This window comes from Rhodococcus sp. UNC363MFTsu5.1, from assembly GCF_000686785.1.
Classification (GTDB): Bacteria; Actinomycetota; Actinomycetes; order Mycobacteriales; family Mycobacteriaceae; genus Rhodococcus_G; species Rhodococcus_G maanshanensis.
Genome location: NZ_JMLO01000001.1, coordinates 488,583 through 503,174 on the forward strand (window position 1 = coordinate 488,583; position 14,592 = coordinate 503,174).

General features: G+C 70.2%; 15 protein-coding genes. 7 read left to right on the forward strand and 8 right to left on the reverse strand.

What is annotated here, in order from left to right; all coding sequences use genetic code 11:
• Positions 1 to 24: 24 nt before the first annotated feature.
• On the forward strand, positions 25 to 261 hold the full coding sequence (locus BR31_RS0102315) for a DUF3039 domain-containing protein (protein WP_027499536.1): 237 nt from the start codon (positions 25 to 27) through the stop codon (positions 259 to 261).
• Here the strand turns inward: BR31_RS0102315 and BR31_RS27225 are convergent.
• Positions 234 to 1,412, reverse strand: coding sequence for a YihY/virulence factor BrkB family protein (locus tag BR31_RS27225; protein ID WP_081830271.1), 1,179 nt, complete (start codon positions 1,410 to 1,412; stop codon positions 234 to 236). The genes BR31_RS0102315 and BR31_RS27225 overlap by 28 nt on opposite strands.
• 224 nt (positions 1,413 to 1,636) lie before the next feature.
• Between BR31_RS27225 and BR31_RS0102325 the strand changes: the two genes are divergently transcribed.
• Entirely contained in the window at positions 1,637 to 3,364 is a 1,728-nt protein-coding gene (locus BR31_RS0102325) for a DEAD/DEAH box helicase (RefSeq protein ID WP_027499537.1), read from the forward strand.
• A 97-nt stretch (positions 3,365 to 3,461) separates the two neighbouring features.
• Here BR31_RS0102325 and BR31_RS0102330 read toward each other — a convergent pair whose 3' ends face one another.
• Entirely contained in the window at positions 3,462 to 3,665 is a 204-nt protein-coding gene (locus BR31_RS0102330) for a DUF7455 domain-containing protein (protein ID WP_027499538.1), read from the reverse strand.
• A 205-nt stretch (positions 3,666 to 3,870) separates the two neighbouring features.
• Between BR31_RS0102330 and BR31_RS0102335 the strand changes: the two genes are divergently transcribed.
• A complete protein-coding gene (locus BR31_RS0102335) occupies positions 3,871 to 4,230 on the forward strand; it encodes a DUF952 domain-containing protein (protein ID WP_027499539.1) in 360 nt (119 codons plus the stop codon).
• Here the strand turns inward: BR31_RS0102335 and BR31_RS0102340 are convergent.
• Together BR31_RS0102340 and BR31_RS0102345 are read right to left on the reverse strand one after the other, a co-directional pair.
• Entirely contained in the window at positions 4,227 to 4,868 is a 642-nt protein-coding gene (locus tag BR31_RS0102340) for a response regulator (RefSeq protein WP_027499540.1), read from the reverse strand. The genes BR31_RS0102335 and BR31_RS0102340 overlap by 4 nt on opposite strands.
• Positions 4,865 to 6,052, reverse strand: a complete 1,188-nt coding sequence (locus BR31_RS0102345; protein WP_027499541.1) for a sensor histidine kinase — start codon at positions 6,050 to 6,052, stop codon at positions 4,865 to 4,867. Before BR31_RS0102345 ends, BR31_RS0102340 begins: the two co-directional genes overlap by 4 nt.
• Before the next feature lie 110 nt (positions 6,053 to 6,162).
• On the opposite strand from BR31_RS0102345, the gene BR31_RS0102355 reads away from it, so the two are divergent.
• Genes BR31_RS0102355 through BR31_RS0102365 form a run of 3 tightly spaced genes read left to right on the forward strand, consistent with a single transcriptional unit; the run spans position 6,163 to position 8,660 of the window.
• Complete coding sequence (locus tag BR31_RS0102355) at positions 6,163 to 6,861, forward strand: GAP family protein (protein WP_027499542.1); 699 nt, start codon at positions 6,163 to 6,165, stop codon at positions 6,859 to 6,861.
• A gap of 59 nt (positions 6,862 to 6,920) precedes the next feature.
• Entirely contained in the window at positions 6,921 to 7,403 is a 483-nt protein-coding gene (locus tag BR31_RS0102360) for a cation:proton antiporter regulatory subunit (RefSeq protein WP_027499543.1), read from the forward strand.
• Positions 7,404 to 7,457: 54 nt separating this feature from the next.
• Positions 7,458 to 8,660: a cation:proton antiporter gene (locus tag BR31_RS0102365; RefSeq protein ID WP_027499544.1), complete on the forward strand. Its 1,203-nt coding sequence runs from the start codon at positions 7,458 to 7,460 to the stop codon at positions 8,658 to 8,660.
• A gap of 15 nt (positions 8,661 to 8,675) precedes the next feature.
• On the opposite strand, the gene BR31_RS0102370 is transcribed toward BR31_RS0102365, so the two are convergent.
• From BR31_RS0102370 to ppgK, 4 genes are all read right to left on the reverse strand, one after another.
• On the reverse strand, positions 8,676 to 9,023 hold the full coding sequence (locus BR31_RS0102370; RefSeq protein WP_027499545.1) for a hypothetical protein: 348 nt from the start codon (positions 9,021 to 9,023) through the stop codon (positions 8,676 to 8,678).
• A 162-nt stretch (positions 9,024 to 9,185) separates the two neighbouring features.
• On the reverse strand, positions 9,186 to 11,165 hold the full coding sequence (locus BR31_RS27230; RefSeq protein WP_051636887.1) for an alkaline phosphatase D family protein: 1,980 nt from the start codon (positions 11,163 to 11,165) through the stop codon (positions 9,186 to 9,188).
• Between the two features lie 154 nt (positions 11,166 to 11,319).
• Positions 11,320 to 12,690 carry an RNA polymerase sigma factor gene (locus tag BR31_RS0102380; RefSeq protein ID WP_027499546.1) on the reverse strand — a complete coding sequence of 457 codons (1,371 nt, stop codon included), beginning with the start codon at positions 12,688 to 12,690 and terminating at the stop codon, positions 11,320 to 11,322.
• A gap of 120 nt (positions 12,691 to 12,810) precedes the next feature.
• Positions 12,811 to 13,608 carry a polyphosphate--glucose phosphotransferase gene (ppgK, locus tag BR31_RS0102385; protein ID WP_051636888.1) on the reverse strand — a complete coding sequence of 266 codons (798 nt, stop codon included), beginning with the start codon at positions 13,606 to 13,608 and terminating at the stop codon, positions 12,811 to 12,813.
• 92 nt (positions 13,609 to 13,700) lie between these two features.
• Between ppgK and BR31_RS0102390 the strand changes: the two genes are divergently transcribed.
• Positions 13,701 to 14,591: an inositol monophosphatase family protein gene (locus BR31_RS0102390; protein ID WP_081830297.1), complete on the forward strand. Its 891-nt coding sequence runs from the start codon at positions 13,701 to 13,703 to the stop codon at positions 14,589 to 14,591.
• Position 14,592 lies beyond the last annotated feature (1 nt).

Consider the following 14,592-nt stretch of genomic DNA (forward strand, 5'->3'; position numbering starts at 1 on the left):
GCAGGAGTGCGTCATCATGGACGGGTGAGCACTCAGACCAAGGAACGTCCCGACACCACCACCGACGAGTCCACCGATGACGACACCCCCAAGTTCTTCCACTACGTGAAGAAGAACAAGATCGCCGAGAGCGCGGTGATGGGTACGCACGTCGTCGCGTTGTGCGGGGAGGTCTTCCCGGTGACCAAGTCGGCCAAGCCCGGCTCGCCGGTGTGCCCGGAATGCAAGAAGATCTACGACGGGTTGCGCGCGGGCGACTGAGCCGCGACCGGACACCGGCCGCCCGTGGTGTCGCCTGCCGCGTCGGCGGCAGGCGCATCCTCGGCGGCCTCGTGTCTGCCCCGGTCCGGCCCGGTGATCCGCATCGGGCCTGCGGCCAGCCGCCTGGTGAGGGTGGTGACGGGTCCGACGGACTCGCCGTCGGGCGCCCGGGCGGCGGCCGCGGCCTGCGCGGCCAGCCAGTCCCGCATCTGCTCCATCCGGGTCGCCCGTGCGGGCCAGAACTCCTGGATGGTGGCGTTGAACTCGGCGCCGAGGACGACCGCGAAGCCGAGGAAGAACGTGAACAGCAGGAAGGCGATCGGCGCCGCCAGCGCGCCGTAGGTGTAGCCGGTCTGGGTGATCCAGGAGAGGTACCAGCGCAGGACGGTGCTCGCGCCCATGAAGAAGACCCCCGCGAGCAGTGATCCGCCGAGCAGTCGGTGCCAGGGCAGGGACTTGGCCAGCGCCACCTTGTACAGGGTGGTCAGGCCGACGATCAGGAGCAGGCCGACGGCCGGGTAGTAGAAGGCATCGACCGCCTCTGTCCCGAACGAGTACCAGGACCGCGGTAGCACCTGCCCGATCAGGGTCGGTCCCAGCGCGACGAGCGGCAGCACGAAGACCGCGACGATGAGAAACATCACATAGAGCAGCAGCGCGAAGATCCGTTGCCAGACCGGATGTCTCACGTCCTTCTGGCCGTGCGCCTCGACGATGGAGTCGACGAAGGTGGAGATCGCCGACGATCCCGCCCACAGCGACAGCAGGAAGCCGGCCGAGACGATCTCGGGTCGGCCCCGGCCGAGGACGTCGTTCACCGTCGGACTGATGAGCTGGTCGACGACGCTCTCGCTGAAGGCCGTGCGGCTGAAGGTGATGATCTTCGACTCGATGATCTGGACCGTGTCGGGGCCGAACCAGCCGCCCACGTAGCCGATGCTGCCGAGCAGCCCGAGCAGCAGGGGAGGCAGCGACAGGGTCTGCCAGAAGGCGGCCGTGGCGGCCTTGCCGAAGATCGAGTCGCCCCATGCCTTCGTCGCGGTTCTCGCGATGACCTGCCAGGCGCGGTGCAGTGGATGGAATCCCGAGCGCGCACCGGCCGGCCCGGCAGGCTGGTCGCCGCCCGGCTCTCCGTTGCTCGGCTCGTCCATGATGGTTCCAGCATTCCCGACGCGGCCGCCTCGCCGCGCATTGAGGCCCCCCGTGTCGGGAGAAATCTGCCGCTACCAGAGATCGCGGCCGGTCCGCGAACACGCCGCGACGCGCGGTCGTCGGTGATGTGGGGAACGTCGGTGGTCGGGGTTAGGCTCCTCCAGGATCGAATCACCGCGAACGATCGCATCATGTACGCAGCACAGAAGGAGCGGCAGCGACAGTGCTCACGGGTAGTACCGAATCGACACCACCCGCACCCGTCGCCACCCTCCGAGCGTGGCAGCGTCGCGCGCTCACCAAGTACCTGGCCACCGGGCCCCGCGACTTCCTCGCGGTCGCGACGCCAGGCGCGGGTAAGACGACCTTCGCGCTCCGGGTCGCCTCGGAGCTGCTGCGCGACCGCACGGTTGACCAGGTGACCGTGGTCGCGCCCACCGAACACCTCAAGCACCAGTGGTCAGGGGCCGCGGCCCGGATGGGCATCGCGCTGGACTCGAACTTCACCAACTCGACCGGGCAGACGTCCGCCGAGTACCACGGTGTGGTCGTCACCTACGCCCAGGTGGCGGCGCATCCGACCAAGCACAGGGTGCGCACCGAGAACCGGCGGACCCTGGTGATCCTCGACGAGATCCACCACGGTGGCGACGCCAAGAGCTGGGGCGACGCGATCCGGGAGGCATACGATCCCGCCACCCGGCGGCTGGCGCTGACCGGCACGCCGTTCCGCAGCGACGACAGCGCGATCCCGTTCGTGCAGTACGAGCCGGACCGCGAGGGCCTGATGCGGTCGAAGGCCGACCATTCCTACGGGTACTCGGACGCCCTCGCCGACGGCGTGGTGCGCCCGGTGGTCTTCCTCGCGTACTCGGGGGAGGCGCGCTGGCGCAACAACGCGGGCGAGGAGTTCGCGGCCCGGCTCGGCGAACCGCTGTCCGCCGAGCAGACCGCGCGCGCGTGGCGGACCGCCCTCGACCCGAACGGCGACTGGATCCCGTCGGTGCTCACCGCAGCGAACACGCGGCTACAGCAGCTGCGCGCGGGCGGCATGCCCGATGCGGGCGGGCTGGTCATCGCCACGGACCAGACGGTCGCGCGGGCATACGCGAAGATCCTCGAGGCAGGCACCGGGCGGGCGCCGACAGTCGTGCTGTCCGACGACCCGACCGCCTCGAAGAAGATCGCCGAGTTCAGCGACAGCACCGAACCGTGGATGGTGGCGGTGCGGATGGTGTCCGAGGGCGTCGACGTGCCGCGCCTGGCCGTCGGCGTCTACGCCACCAGTTCCTCGACACCCCTGTTCTTCGCCCAGGCCATCGGCCGGTTCGTGCGTTCGCGGGCCAAGGGTGAGACGGCCAGCGTCTTCGTGCCCTCCGTGCCGGTGCTGCTCGACCTCGCCAGCCAGCTCGAGCTGCAGCGCGACCACGTGCTCGGCAAGCCGCATCGGGAGAAGGACGGACTCGACGACGATCTGCTCGTCGACGCCAACAAGCAGAAGGACGAACCGGGCGAGGAGGAGAAGGCGTTCACCTCGCTCGGCGCCGACGCGGAGCTCGACCAGGTGATCTACGACGGATCCTCGTTCGGGACGGCGACCTTCGCAGGCAGCGACGAGGAGGCGGACTACCTGGGTCTGCCGGGGCTGCTCGACGCCGACCAGATGCGGGCCCTGCTGCGTGAGCGCCAGGCCGGTCAGCTGGACAAGGGGGCACGGGAGCCCGCGCCGGTCCAGGCGCCCGCCGCGGTGGCCGACCGGGTGTCGTCCGCGAACAAGCTGGCGGAACTGCGCAAGGAGCTCAACGGTCTCGTCGCGATGCAGCACCACCGAACCGGCAAACCGCATGGGTGGATCCACGGTGAGTTGCGCCGCGTGTGCGGCGGTCCGCCGACCGCGATCGCCACGGTCGAACAGCTCACCGAACGGATCGCGATGCTCCGGCAGTGGTGAGACGGCAGTGCTGAAAACCAGGCAGAGCCCGCACCGGGAGGTGCGGGCTCTGTGCTGACTGGGGTGCCCCGAACGGGCGCCCGGTTTGGCTGACGGCCTAGATCGTCGCCTCGTCGAGTACGGCATCGGAGACGATGGTGGCGTTCATCGCGCGGAGACGACCCTCGTGCTCATTGGCGTGGTGCTGGCAGAAGAGAAGCTCTCCACCAGTCGAGAGGACCGCGCGCACGCGGGCTCCCGCACCACACCGGTCGCACCGGTCGGCAGCGGTCAATGGGGGGCTGGTCAGTGTTCCGGGCATGACTCCTCCGTACTGGCGTTCGGCCGAAACCGAGTGCCTGGGGCCTGGTCCGCCGCACCGGAGTGGCGCGGTGAATCCACTCTGTCAGACGTTTGGGCTTCAGGAGTTGTTCCCGTCGGCGTTTCTTTGTGGTTTCACTAACAGGGAACACGGGTCTCGAGCGTGACGGAGATCACTTCCGGGGCGACCCGGATAGCCTGCGGGGGTGAATCATCCGGACAGCACCCTCGTACACATCTGCACCACCGAGCAGTGGCGGCAGGCGCAACGGGCGGGGGAGCGGCTGCCCGAGACCTATGACGCCGACGGGTTCGTCCACCTCTCGAGCACCGAGCAGGTGCACCTGCCTGCGAACCGGCTGTTCGCCGGCCGCACCGACCTCGTGCTGCTGTACCTCGACCGCGAGCGACTCGGGGCCGAGGTCCGCTGGGAGCCCGGCGTGCCGACCGACCCGGAGTCGATGAGGTTCCCGCACCTGTACGGGCCGCTCCCCGTGGTGGCGGTCACCGGGGTGCGCGCGTACCGACCCGGCCCCGACGGGCTGTTCGGGACCCCCGAGGACTAGGACGCGGGGAGTTCCCTTGCGATGATCGCGGCCTGAACGCGTGAGCTGACGCCGAGCTTGGTGAGCACCCGGGACACGTGGGTCTTGACGGTGGTCTCGCCGATGAACAGGCGTCCGGCGATCTGCTGGTTCGTCAGACCGTCGCCGAGACAATCGAGCACCTCCCGCTCACGGTCGGTGAGGTCGCTGATGCCTGTGGGCTGCCGAGCCTGGACAGGGCGAGTCGCGGCGAAGGCGTCGATCAAGGTGCGGGTGACCTGTGGTGCCAGCACGCCGTCCCCCGCGGCGACCGCGCGCACGGCCGCCGTCAGCTCCGCGGCCGTCGCCGATTTCAGCAGGAACCCGGAGGCGCCTGCCTGCAGCGCCCCGAAGACGTATTCGTCGATGTCGAAGGTGGTCAGCACCAGCACGTGGGCCAGGCCCGCCGCCGTGATCTCCCTGGTCGCCGCGATGCCGTCGGTGCCCGGCATCCGGATGTCCATCAGCACCACGTCGGGCCGCAGTGCACGGGCCTGGCCGAGCGCCACCTCGCCGTCGGCGGCCTCGCCGACCACCTCGATGTCGTCGGCGGTCGCGAGGATCATCGACAGCCCGGATCGGATCGCGGCGTGGTCGTCGGCGACCACGACCCGGATCATGCGCCCGCCGCCGGTCCGTCGAAGGGGATGGACACCGCGACCCGCCAGCCATCGGTGTCCGGGCCCGCGCTGAACCGGCCACCGAGCAGTTCGGTGCGCTCGCGCATGTTCGTGAGTCCGGTGCGTAGGCGTGGCGGATCCGACGGGAACCCTCGCGGCGGAAGCGGATTGCACACCGTCATCAGCAGCTGCCCGGACTGCGACCGAAGGGTGAGCTCGACCGGGCGCCCCGGTGCGTGCTTGATGGCATTGGTGAGGGCCTCCTGGGCGATCCGATAGGCGGTGTGGTCCACGGCGGTGGGGAGCTGGCCGGGCGCGAGGTCGTCGTGCACCGCGACCTCGGTGCCCGCGGCGTGTGCGGAGTCGACCAGTTTGGTGAGCTGGCGGAGACGGCCGGGCGCCGCCGCCTCGTCGACGATGTCCGTGCGGAGCAGACCGATCATCGAGCGCATCTCCTCGAGCGCGTCGATGCTGTTGCCGCGCACGGATTTCAGGATGCGGCGCAGGCGCTCGTCGGACTCCGCGCCGGTGATGCCGAGCGCGGCCTCGGACTGGATGGCGATCGCGGACAGGTGGCCGGCGACCACATCGTGCAGATCCCGGGCCATCCGGTTCCGCTCGTCCGCGATCGCCGCCTGGCGGTCCAGGGCCGCGATGGTGGTCAGCGCCTCGGCCCGCGCACGCTCGGAGTCGGCGACGTCCTTGTGCAGCCGCACCGCGCGCCCCCACCACAGCGGGGTGCCGACGAAGGCGAACGCCGCGATCGTGCCGATCACCAGCGGCTGCCAGCTCCTGGTGAGGGCCAGCACCAGGACCAGGCATCCCATGGTGCCCGCCGCCGCGACGCCGACCACGGCGCGGGACTGCCTCGCGGTGCCGTAGAGCGCGACCGCATACACGAGGTCGGAGAAGACCAGCCAGATCGGCAGCGTCGGCCCGAGCGCGAAATCGATGCCGAGGGGGATGGTGGCGAGCCAGATCGCCAGCACCGGGCGGTCCCGGCGGAACACGGCCGCGCCGCAGATCGCCGCGAGCAGAGCCAGTCTGATCGTGACGGGGGCCTCGGTGGAAACCGGGGCGAGCGCGTACAGGGTGGTCGCGTAGAGCGCGGTGCCTGCGGCGAACCCGAAGAGCGCGATCAGCGCACTCTGGGCGAGTGAGGGCAGGGCGGACCAGCGTGACACGCCATCATCACAGCACACCGACCCCCGCGGGCACGTCGTCCCAAAGGAGGACGGCCGATCCGGCGGTCGGGCGATGCCCCGGCCGCGTCGCGGCGGTGAGGATCATCGGCATGGACATCGCACTCGTGCTGGGGCTGGTCGCGCTCGCCCTCGTGGACAGCACCAGCCTGGGGACGCTGGTGATACCGCTGTGGCTGTTGATGTCACCGGAGCGGCCGCCGGTGCGGCGGATGGTCGCGTACCTGGGCGTGATCGCGGGCTTCTACCTCGCGGTCGGGGTGCTGATCCTGCTGGCGGCGTCGACGGGAATCGCGGCGGCCGGGTCGGCGCTGCGCGGACCCGTCGCGCTCGGTGTGCAGCTGGCGCTCGGCCTCGGCTTGTTCGCGATCAGCTGGCGATTCGACTCCAGGTCGAAGGACGGTGGCGCGGGCGGTCGGGTGACCCGGTGGCGGGCAAAGGCTTTGGATGCCCAGTCCTCCGGTTCCGGGCTCGCGGTCCTGGCGATGAGCGCGGGTGCCCTCGAACTGGTCACGATGCTGCCGTACCTCGCCGCGATCGGGCTGATGGTCTCGACCGGGCTGTCTCTGGCGGTCTCGATCCCGCTGCTGGCCGGTTACTGCGCCATGATGGTGCTCCCCGCCTGCCTGCTGATCCTCGCCAGGACGGTGGCGCACACGCGGGCCGAGCCCTGGCTGACGCGCGCGGACGGCTTCCTGTCCAGACATGCGGACAGCGCGCTGGGCTGGGTGCTGGGAATCGCGGGATTCCTGCTCGCCCGCGACGCCGCCGCCGGGCTCTTCTTCCACTGAGAACCTGCGGATATCGCGCGTCGCGGGACCGATCCCGCGCGCGGCGCTACCGTTGAGTCATGAACGTGGAAGTGACTCCCCTTCCCGGGATCGGCGTCCGGAAGGATTTCGAGCTCTCGACCGGCAGGCGCATCGGCGTGGTCACCCATCGGGACGGCGGGACGGACCTGATCGTTTCGAAGAAGGACGATCCCGACGCCTGTGCCGCGTCGGTGCCGCTGACCGACGAGGAGGCCGCGGTGCTGGGCAATCTGCTCGGTGCCCCGCAGCTGGTCTCGCAGTTGCGCGAGGAGCACCGTGACCTGCCGGGGATCAACACCCGGCAACTGCCGATCACCGAGGACTCGCCCTTCGACGGCCGGACGCTGGGGGAGACCGCGATGCGCACCAGGACCGGGGTCTCGGTGGTGGCGGTGATGCGGGCCGGGCAGGTGTATCCGTCACCGAATCCGGACTTCAACCTCACAGAGGGAGACCTCTTGGTCGCCGTGGGTACCTCGGACGGGCTCGACGGTGCGGCCAAGATCCTGCACCACGGATGAGCTCCGGCGAAGACCCAGCTCCACGGATGAGTTCCGGGAGAAACCCGGGGCGCCATGACTAGCACCGCGCTTTCGCTGATCCAGCTCGGCGCGGTGTTCTTCGCGCTCGGTGTCCTCGGGCGGCTGGCCGGCCGGGTCGGCATGTCGCCGATTCCTCTCTACCTGGTCGGTGGCCTCTGCTTCGGCGAGGGCGGGTTCTTCACACTCGACGGTATCGGCGACTTCGGACACCTGGCAGGCGAGATCGGCGTGGTCCTGCTGCTCCTGCTGCTCGGCCTCGAGTACACCGCGAGTGAGCTGGTCACCGGCCTGCGCAAGTCGTGGATGGCGGGCGCGGTGGACATCGTGCTCAACGCGGCGCCCGGCGTGATCGTCGCCTTCATGCTCGGGTGGGGACCGGTCGGTGCCCTCGTGATGGGCGGCGTCACCTACATCTCGTCCTCGGGCATCATCGCGAAGGTCCTCAGCGACCTGGGACGGCTCGGTAACCGCGAAACCCCCGTCGTGCTGGCGATCCTCGTGTTCGAGGACCTGACCATGGCCATCTACCTGCCGATCCTGACGGCGATCCTGGCCGGGGTCGGCTTCTTCGGCGGACTGCAGGCGCTGGCGATCTCGTTGTGCGTGGTCACCCTGGTGCTGGTGATCGCGCTTCGCTACGGCCACTACGTGTCGGCGATCGTCGACAGCAAGGACAAGGAGGTCTTCCTCCTCAAGCTGCTGGGCGCGGCGCTCCTGGTCGCGGGGATCGCCTCGGCGATGCAGGTGTCGGCGGCGGTCGGGGCGTTCCTGCTCGGTATCGCGATCTCCGGGTCGACCGCCCGCAACGCGGCGAAGGTACTCGAGCCCCTGCGGGACCTGTTCGCGGCCATGTTCTTCGTCGTGTTCGGGCTGAACACCGATCCGGCCACCATTCCTCCCGTCCTCGGCTGGGCGGTCCTGCTGGCGGTGGCGACGACCGCGACCAAGATCGCGACGGGATGGTGGGCGGCCCGTAGGCAGGGTGTCGCGCTGATGGGCCGGGCCAGGGCGGGCGCCGCGCTCGTCGCCCGCGGCGAGTTCTCGATCGTCATCGCGGGGCTCGCGGTCGCGGCAGGCGCGGTCGAGGGTGAGCTCGCGGCTCTGGCGACGGCGTACGTGCTGCTGATGGCGATCCTCGGCCCGGTGGCGGCGCGGGTGGTCGAGCCACTGGTCGGCGTCATGCGGCGCCCGCAGAAGCCGTCTGGGGAGTCGAGCGACCCCTACCTCACGACCTGACGGTGTCCGCCGCGGTCATCGCTTGTGTCGCGCGTTGTGGAACCTCTCGACGACGTCGCTGACCTTCGCGACCTCGTCCGCGCAGCACGGGCAGCGCAGCGCCACGGTGCCGTCGAGCGTCTCGACCCAGTACGGCTCGGTGCCGTCGCCGGGGACGAACAGGTACCGGCCGATGCCGAGCTCCGGGTTGTAGAGGTTGTGGAAGATCTGCAGTCGCAGTGTGCCGTCCGCGCAGCGGTCCTTGGCGACCGTGAGCGCACGCACCACGCGATCGGGTAACGCCATGATGCGATCGGCGATCTCGCGCGTGTTGCCGAACACCACCGTGTCCGGGTGGTCCTGCCGCCGGTCTTCGGTCGTCATCTCGGGTCACCTCGCGATAAGGCGAGGACCCCCGTGGCCGTACGCCGGCGAAGGGGTCATCGCTGCTGTCACGTCGGAGCTTCCAGTCTAGGTCCCGACGGCGAGCGTCGAGCAGATCCGGGACCCCACCGTCACGCTGCGCAGCCGGTAGCGCCCGTCGGGCTAGGACTCCGGCGGGAACCACGGCGCCTGCGGGCCGTGCGGCGCCCCGGAGGTCGGCCGGTATGGCAGCCCGTGCAGCTCGACGGCATCGATCTGATCCCGGAACCGCGGCGGCACCGCCGATCGGTCCTCCTCGGCAAACGCCACCATCTGGTGGCCGAGGAGGTCCGGCGAGCGCGGCACGTGCTTGTCCTGCCACCAGAACTCGAACACGGCCCGGTCGCGGTCGAGGTCGATGATCCCGTAGCCGTGGTCGACCCACTCGACGAACTGGGCGTTGCGGTTGAGCGTGAGGATCGCAGCCTCGGCGGTGCGCGCGATCTCGGTGGACTCCGCAGGCCCGAGGCCGGTGGCGCCGCGGATCATGTCGTCGGCGCCGCCGCGCCCCATCGAGGTGGGGGCGAACTCGACACCGACGGACAGGCCTCGGACGTCGGCGGGGTCGTCGACGACCGTGAGCACCGGGCCGCCGTTGCCGGTGCTCACCCGCACCGCCCCGGCCCCGTGGTTCTGCGGTTCGGCACCGTTGCGGGTGTTGCGGCCTGTGGCCCCCGAGACATACCCGTCGCCGAGGTACGCCGTGGAGATGACGTCGGACGCGAAATTCCCGTGCGCGTCGCCGGTCACCATGACGTTCCGCCAGATCCGCTCCCCGCGTGCGCCCCGGAGGTGGTCGACGATCGCGTCCCGCTCGGCGGCGTACCGGCCCCAGCGGCCGATGCCGAGCTTCGGCATCTTCACCCCCTGCACGGCCTCCGGGATGTCGGTCGGCGCGAACCACGCCTGGTTGCCGATGACCCGCCACCGGGTTCCCCGGTGCGACGAGTCGGTGAGCGTGGCCGTGAGCCACTCGTACTGCCGCCGACCGAGGAGGCTCGGCTGCCCGGGCGGCAGATGCGAGGAGTCGGCGGGGAGCCCGTGCACGCCGTGCGACTCGGCGTCGATCCCGACGACGTCGACGAGGTCGCCGTAGCGCAGCGCCCGGTAGACGAGCAACGGGTCCTCCGGCGCGGGGTAGGAGCCGTCGTCGACGAGCACGAACTCGCCGCTGCCGTCGGCACGCACGGGCCGGGTCGGAGTCCATTCGTGGAACGCGCGCACCGTGTCGGGCAGGGTCGTGGTCGCCGATGCGGGGTCGATCCCGGGCGCGTCCACCTCGTTGCCGTAGGCGACGTCGATGTCGTGGTTGTCCCACACGATCATCCACGGATGCTGCTGGTGGGCCCGGACGAACTGGGGGTCCGAGCGCCACAGCGCGTACCGCCTGCGCACCTCGGCGAGGTCGAGCCAGTCCCGGTTGTCCGGGTGGTCCATGTCGGTGAAGCCGACGCGCGAGCGCACCAGCTCGTCCTTGTCGGGGAAGTCGTAGATGTAGTCGCCCACGTGCAGCACGAGATCGAGATCGTCCCGGGCGGCGATGTGCTCGAACCCGCTCCAGAACGAGGACCAGTAGGAGCTGCAGGACATCGTGGCGATGCGCACCCGGTCGACGGCGGCACCCGGGGCAGGCGCGGTGCGCGTTCGCCCCGTGATCGAGTGCGCGCCGGAGTGCGTGAAACGGTAGAAGTACGTCGAGGCCGGGGACAGGCCGGTGACGTCGACCTTCACCGTGAAGTCGTGCTCCGCCACCGGGGTCTGCTCACCGGAGCGGACGAGTGCCGTCATGCCGGGGTCGGTGGCCACCTCCCACCGCACGGGGCCAGGGGCTCCGGCCACGCGCTCGGGCATGAGACGGGTCCAGAGGATGACGCGGTTGGGCAACGGGTCGCCGCTGGCGACGCCGTTGGCGAACGGTCCGGGGCAGCAGGTGGGGTAGTCGACGGCGCGGGCTGGCTCGGCGGACGGCGCCGCGGCGGTCGCGGCTGGGGCGTGTCGGACACCGGCGACCGCGAGGCCGCCTGCGAGGGCGGAGCCGCGCAGGAACGTGCGGCGGGAGGGGCCGCGCGGGGAGGTCGGGGCGAGAGGGGACTGCTCACTCATCCGGCAAGTCTCGACCACCGCGGGGGGTGCGCGCTCGGGATCCGATGACGGCCCGACGTGCGCCGGGTGAAATGTCGGTGCAGGTGACCATCGGACACACGAATGCCCCGCCACCTTCGCGGTGGCGGGGCATTCGTCGTCTGGTCGGGACGGGTCAGTCCAGGTAGTCCCGGAGCACCTGGGACCGCGACGGGTGCCGCAGCTTCGACATCGTCTTGGATTCGATCTGACGGATCCGCTCACGCGTGACCCCGTAGACCTGGCCGATCTCGTCGAGGGTGCGGGGCTGGCCGTCGGTCAGGCCGAAGCGCAGCCGGACCACGCCGGCCTCGCGCTCGGACAGCGTCTCGAGCACCGACTGCAGCTGATCCTGCAGCAGGGTGAACGACACCGCGTCGACGGCCACCACTGCCTCGGAGTCCTCGATGAAGTCGCCGAGCTGGCTGTCGCCCTCGTCGCCGATCGTCTGGTCGAGGGAGATGGGCTCACGCGCGTACTGCTGGATCTCCAGCACCTTCTCCGGCGTGATGTCCATTTCCTTGGCGAGCTCCTCGGGCGTGGGCTCGCGGCCCAGGTCCTGGAGCAGCTCGCGCTGGATGCGGCCGAGCTTGTTGATGACCTCGACCATGTGCACCGGGATGCGGATGGTGCGGGCCTGGTCGGCCATCGCGCGGGTGATGGCCTGGCGGATCCACCAGGTGGCGTACGTGGAGAACTTGTAGCCCTTGGTGTAGTCGAACTTCTCGACCGCGCGGATCAGGCCCAGGTTGCCCTCCTGGATCAGGTCAAGGAACGCCATGCCGCGGCCGGTGTAGCGCTTGGCCAGCGAGACGACCAGTCGCAGGTTGGCCTCGAGCAGGTGGTTCTTCGCCCGGTTGCCGTCGCGGCAGATCCAGTTCATGTCGCGGCGCTGCGCGACGGGGAGCTTCTCGCCCTTCTCGGCGTGCTCGGCCATCAGCTGGGTGGCGTACAGGCCGGCCTCGATGCGCTTGGCGAGTTCGACCTCCTCCTCGGCGTTGAGGAGGGCGACCTTGCCGATCTGCTTGAGGTAGGCGCGGACCGAGTCGGCGGACGCGGTGAGCTCGGCGTCCTTGCGGGCCTGCCGGAGCGCCTCGGACTCTTCCTCGTCCCAGACGAAGTCCCCGGAAGCCTTGTCCTTGTCGGACGGCTCTGCGGTCTCCTCGTCGTCCTCGCCGACGGCGACGACCTCGACCACCTCGTCGACCGCGAGGTCACCCTCGGGCACCTCGAGATCGGCCATGTCGGCTTCGTCGGGTGCCTCGTCGAGATCGACGCCCGGGTCGGCCTTGCTGGTCGCCTTCTTGGCGGGGGACTTCTTCGCTGCGGCCTTCTTGGCAGGAGCCTTGGCTGCGGCCTTCTTGGCAGGGGCCTTCTTAGCAGCGGCCTTCTTGGCTGGAGCCTTCTTCGCCGCGGCCTTCTTCGCGGGGGCGGTGCCGTTGGTCGCCGCGGCGGACGCCGATTCGGTGCTCGGTTCGGCGGTCTGACTTGTATCGGAGGCGGCCACGTACGCCCTTTCGTGACGGTGTCGTGCGGCGTCACGCCAGAGTGATTTTCCGGCGGAGAGGTCAGTTGAGTTCGGCCGGCTTCGAGCCGGACGTAACCATTGTAACTATCGCCACGGGTGTTACGACGCGATGCTGGTCTGCGCGGCGAGTGCGGCGCCAACGATGCCCGCCGTGTTCAGCAGCGCGGCGGGCACGACGGGGGTGCGATTGGTGAGCAACGGGATCCATTTCTCGCTCTTGCGGCTGATGCCGCCGCCCGCGATGAACAGGTCGGGCCACAGCAGGTTCTCGAACGTGGTGAGCACCCGGGAGACCTCAGCCGACCACTGCTTGTAGGACAAACCCTTGGTCTCCTTCACCGAGGAGGCGGCGCGATGCTCGGCCTCCTTGCCGTGGACCTCCATGTGCCCGAACTCGGTGTTGGGGAGCAGGACACCCCTGTGCAGGATCGCGGATCCGATCCCGGTGCCGAACGTCAGCAGGACGACCACGCCGTCGACATCCTTGCCCGCGCCGTAGGTGTCCTCCGCGACTCCAGCCGCGTCGGCATCGTTGAGCACGGTCACAGGGCGGCCGCCGAGCGCCTGCCCGAACAGGGCCGCCGCGTCGGTTCCGATCCAGGACTTGTCGATGTTGGCCGCGGTCCGCGCGACCCCACCGGTGACCACGGCGGGCAGCGTGATCCCGACCGCGCCGTCCCAGCCTGCCCGCGCGACGATCTCCGCGACCGTGCCGGCGATGGCCTCGGGGGTGGCCGGGTGCGGGGTCTCGATCTTGATCCGATCGCCGATCAGCTCACCGGACTGCAGATCGACCAGTCCACCCTTCACTCCGCTGCCGCCGACGTCGATGCCGAACCCGCGTCGGCTGCTGCCGTTGCCGTCCTCGGACCGCAGGGCTTGGGTCGATTCAGTCATGGCGCAAACCCTAATCGTCTGGAAGAAGACCGGCGCGGAAGTCGGGTGATGAGGCACCATGGGGCGTGCCTTCTTTGCGGTCCCATGCTGCCATCCCGACAACCCCCGAACGTGACGCCACCGGCGGTCCCGACGATCCGCGCACGCTACGTGAAGTGGCGGTCCGGGTGGCCGTCACCGCCGCACGGCACGTGCGTGCCCGCCGCCCCGAGGTCTTCGCCGCCACGGGCGTCCTCACGGAGGACAGTTCGGTCGCCACCAAGAGCCACCCGACCGATCCGGTCACCGTCGTGGACACGGAGACCGAGGAACTGATCCGAGGACTGCTCGCGGGCCTGCGGCCGGACGACGCCATCCTCGGCGAGGAGGGCGGGGGACAGGCCGAGCAGATCCAGGGCGTGCGCTGGGTGGTCGACCCCATCGACGGGACGGTGAACTTCCTCTACGGCATCCCCGCCTTCGCGGTGTCGGTCGCCGCGCAGATCGACGGTGTCTCGGTGGCGGGTGCGGTAGTGGACGTCCCGGCTGACGCTGTCTATTCGGCGGCGCTCGGGCACGGTGCGACGCGGCTCGAGGCGGACGGCACCGAGCACGCGTTGCGGTGCAACCCGGTCTCCGACGTGTCGGTGGCACTGCTCGCGACGGGGTTCGGCTACGGGCGGTCCCGCAGGCAGGCGCAGGGCGCGCTGATCGGTCGGGTGCTGCCGCAGGTGCGCGATATCCGCCGCGTCGGCTCGGCCGCCCTCGACCTGTGCATGGTGGCCTCGGGGCGCGTAGACGCGCACTTCGAGCACGGGCTCAGCCCGTGGGACTGGGCGGCGGGCTCGCTGATCGCGAGCGAGGCGGGCGCGCGGGTCCGCACGCCCGCGCCGGACTCGACGAGCGCCGCCGGTGAGGTGGTTGTCGCCGCGGCCCCCGGGATCGCGGCCGAGTTGGACGAGGTCTTCGCCGAGGCGGGCGTGTTCGACCCGATCCCGGACTGAC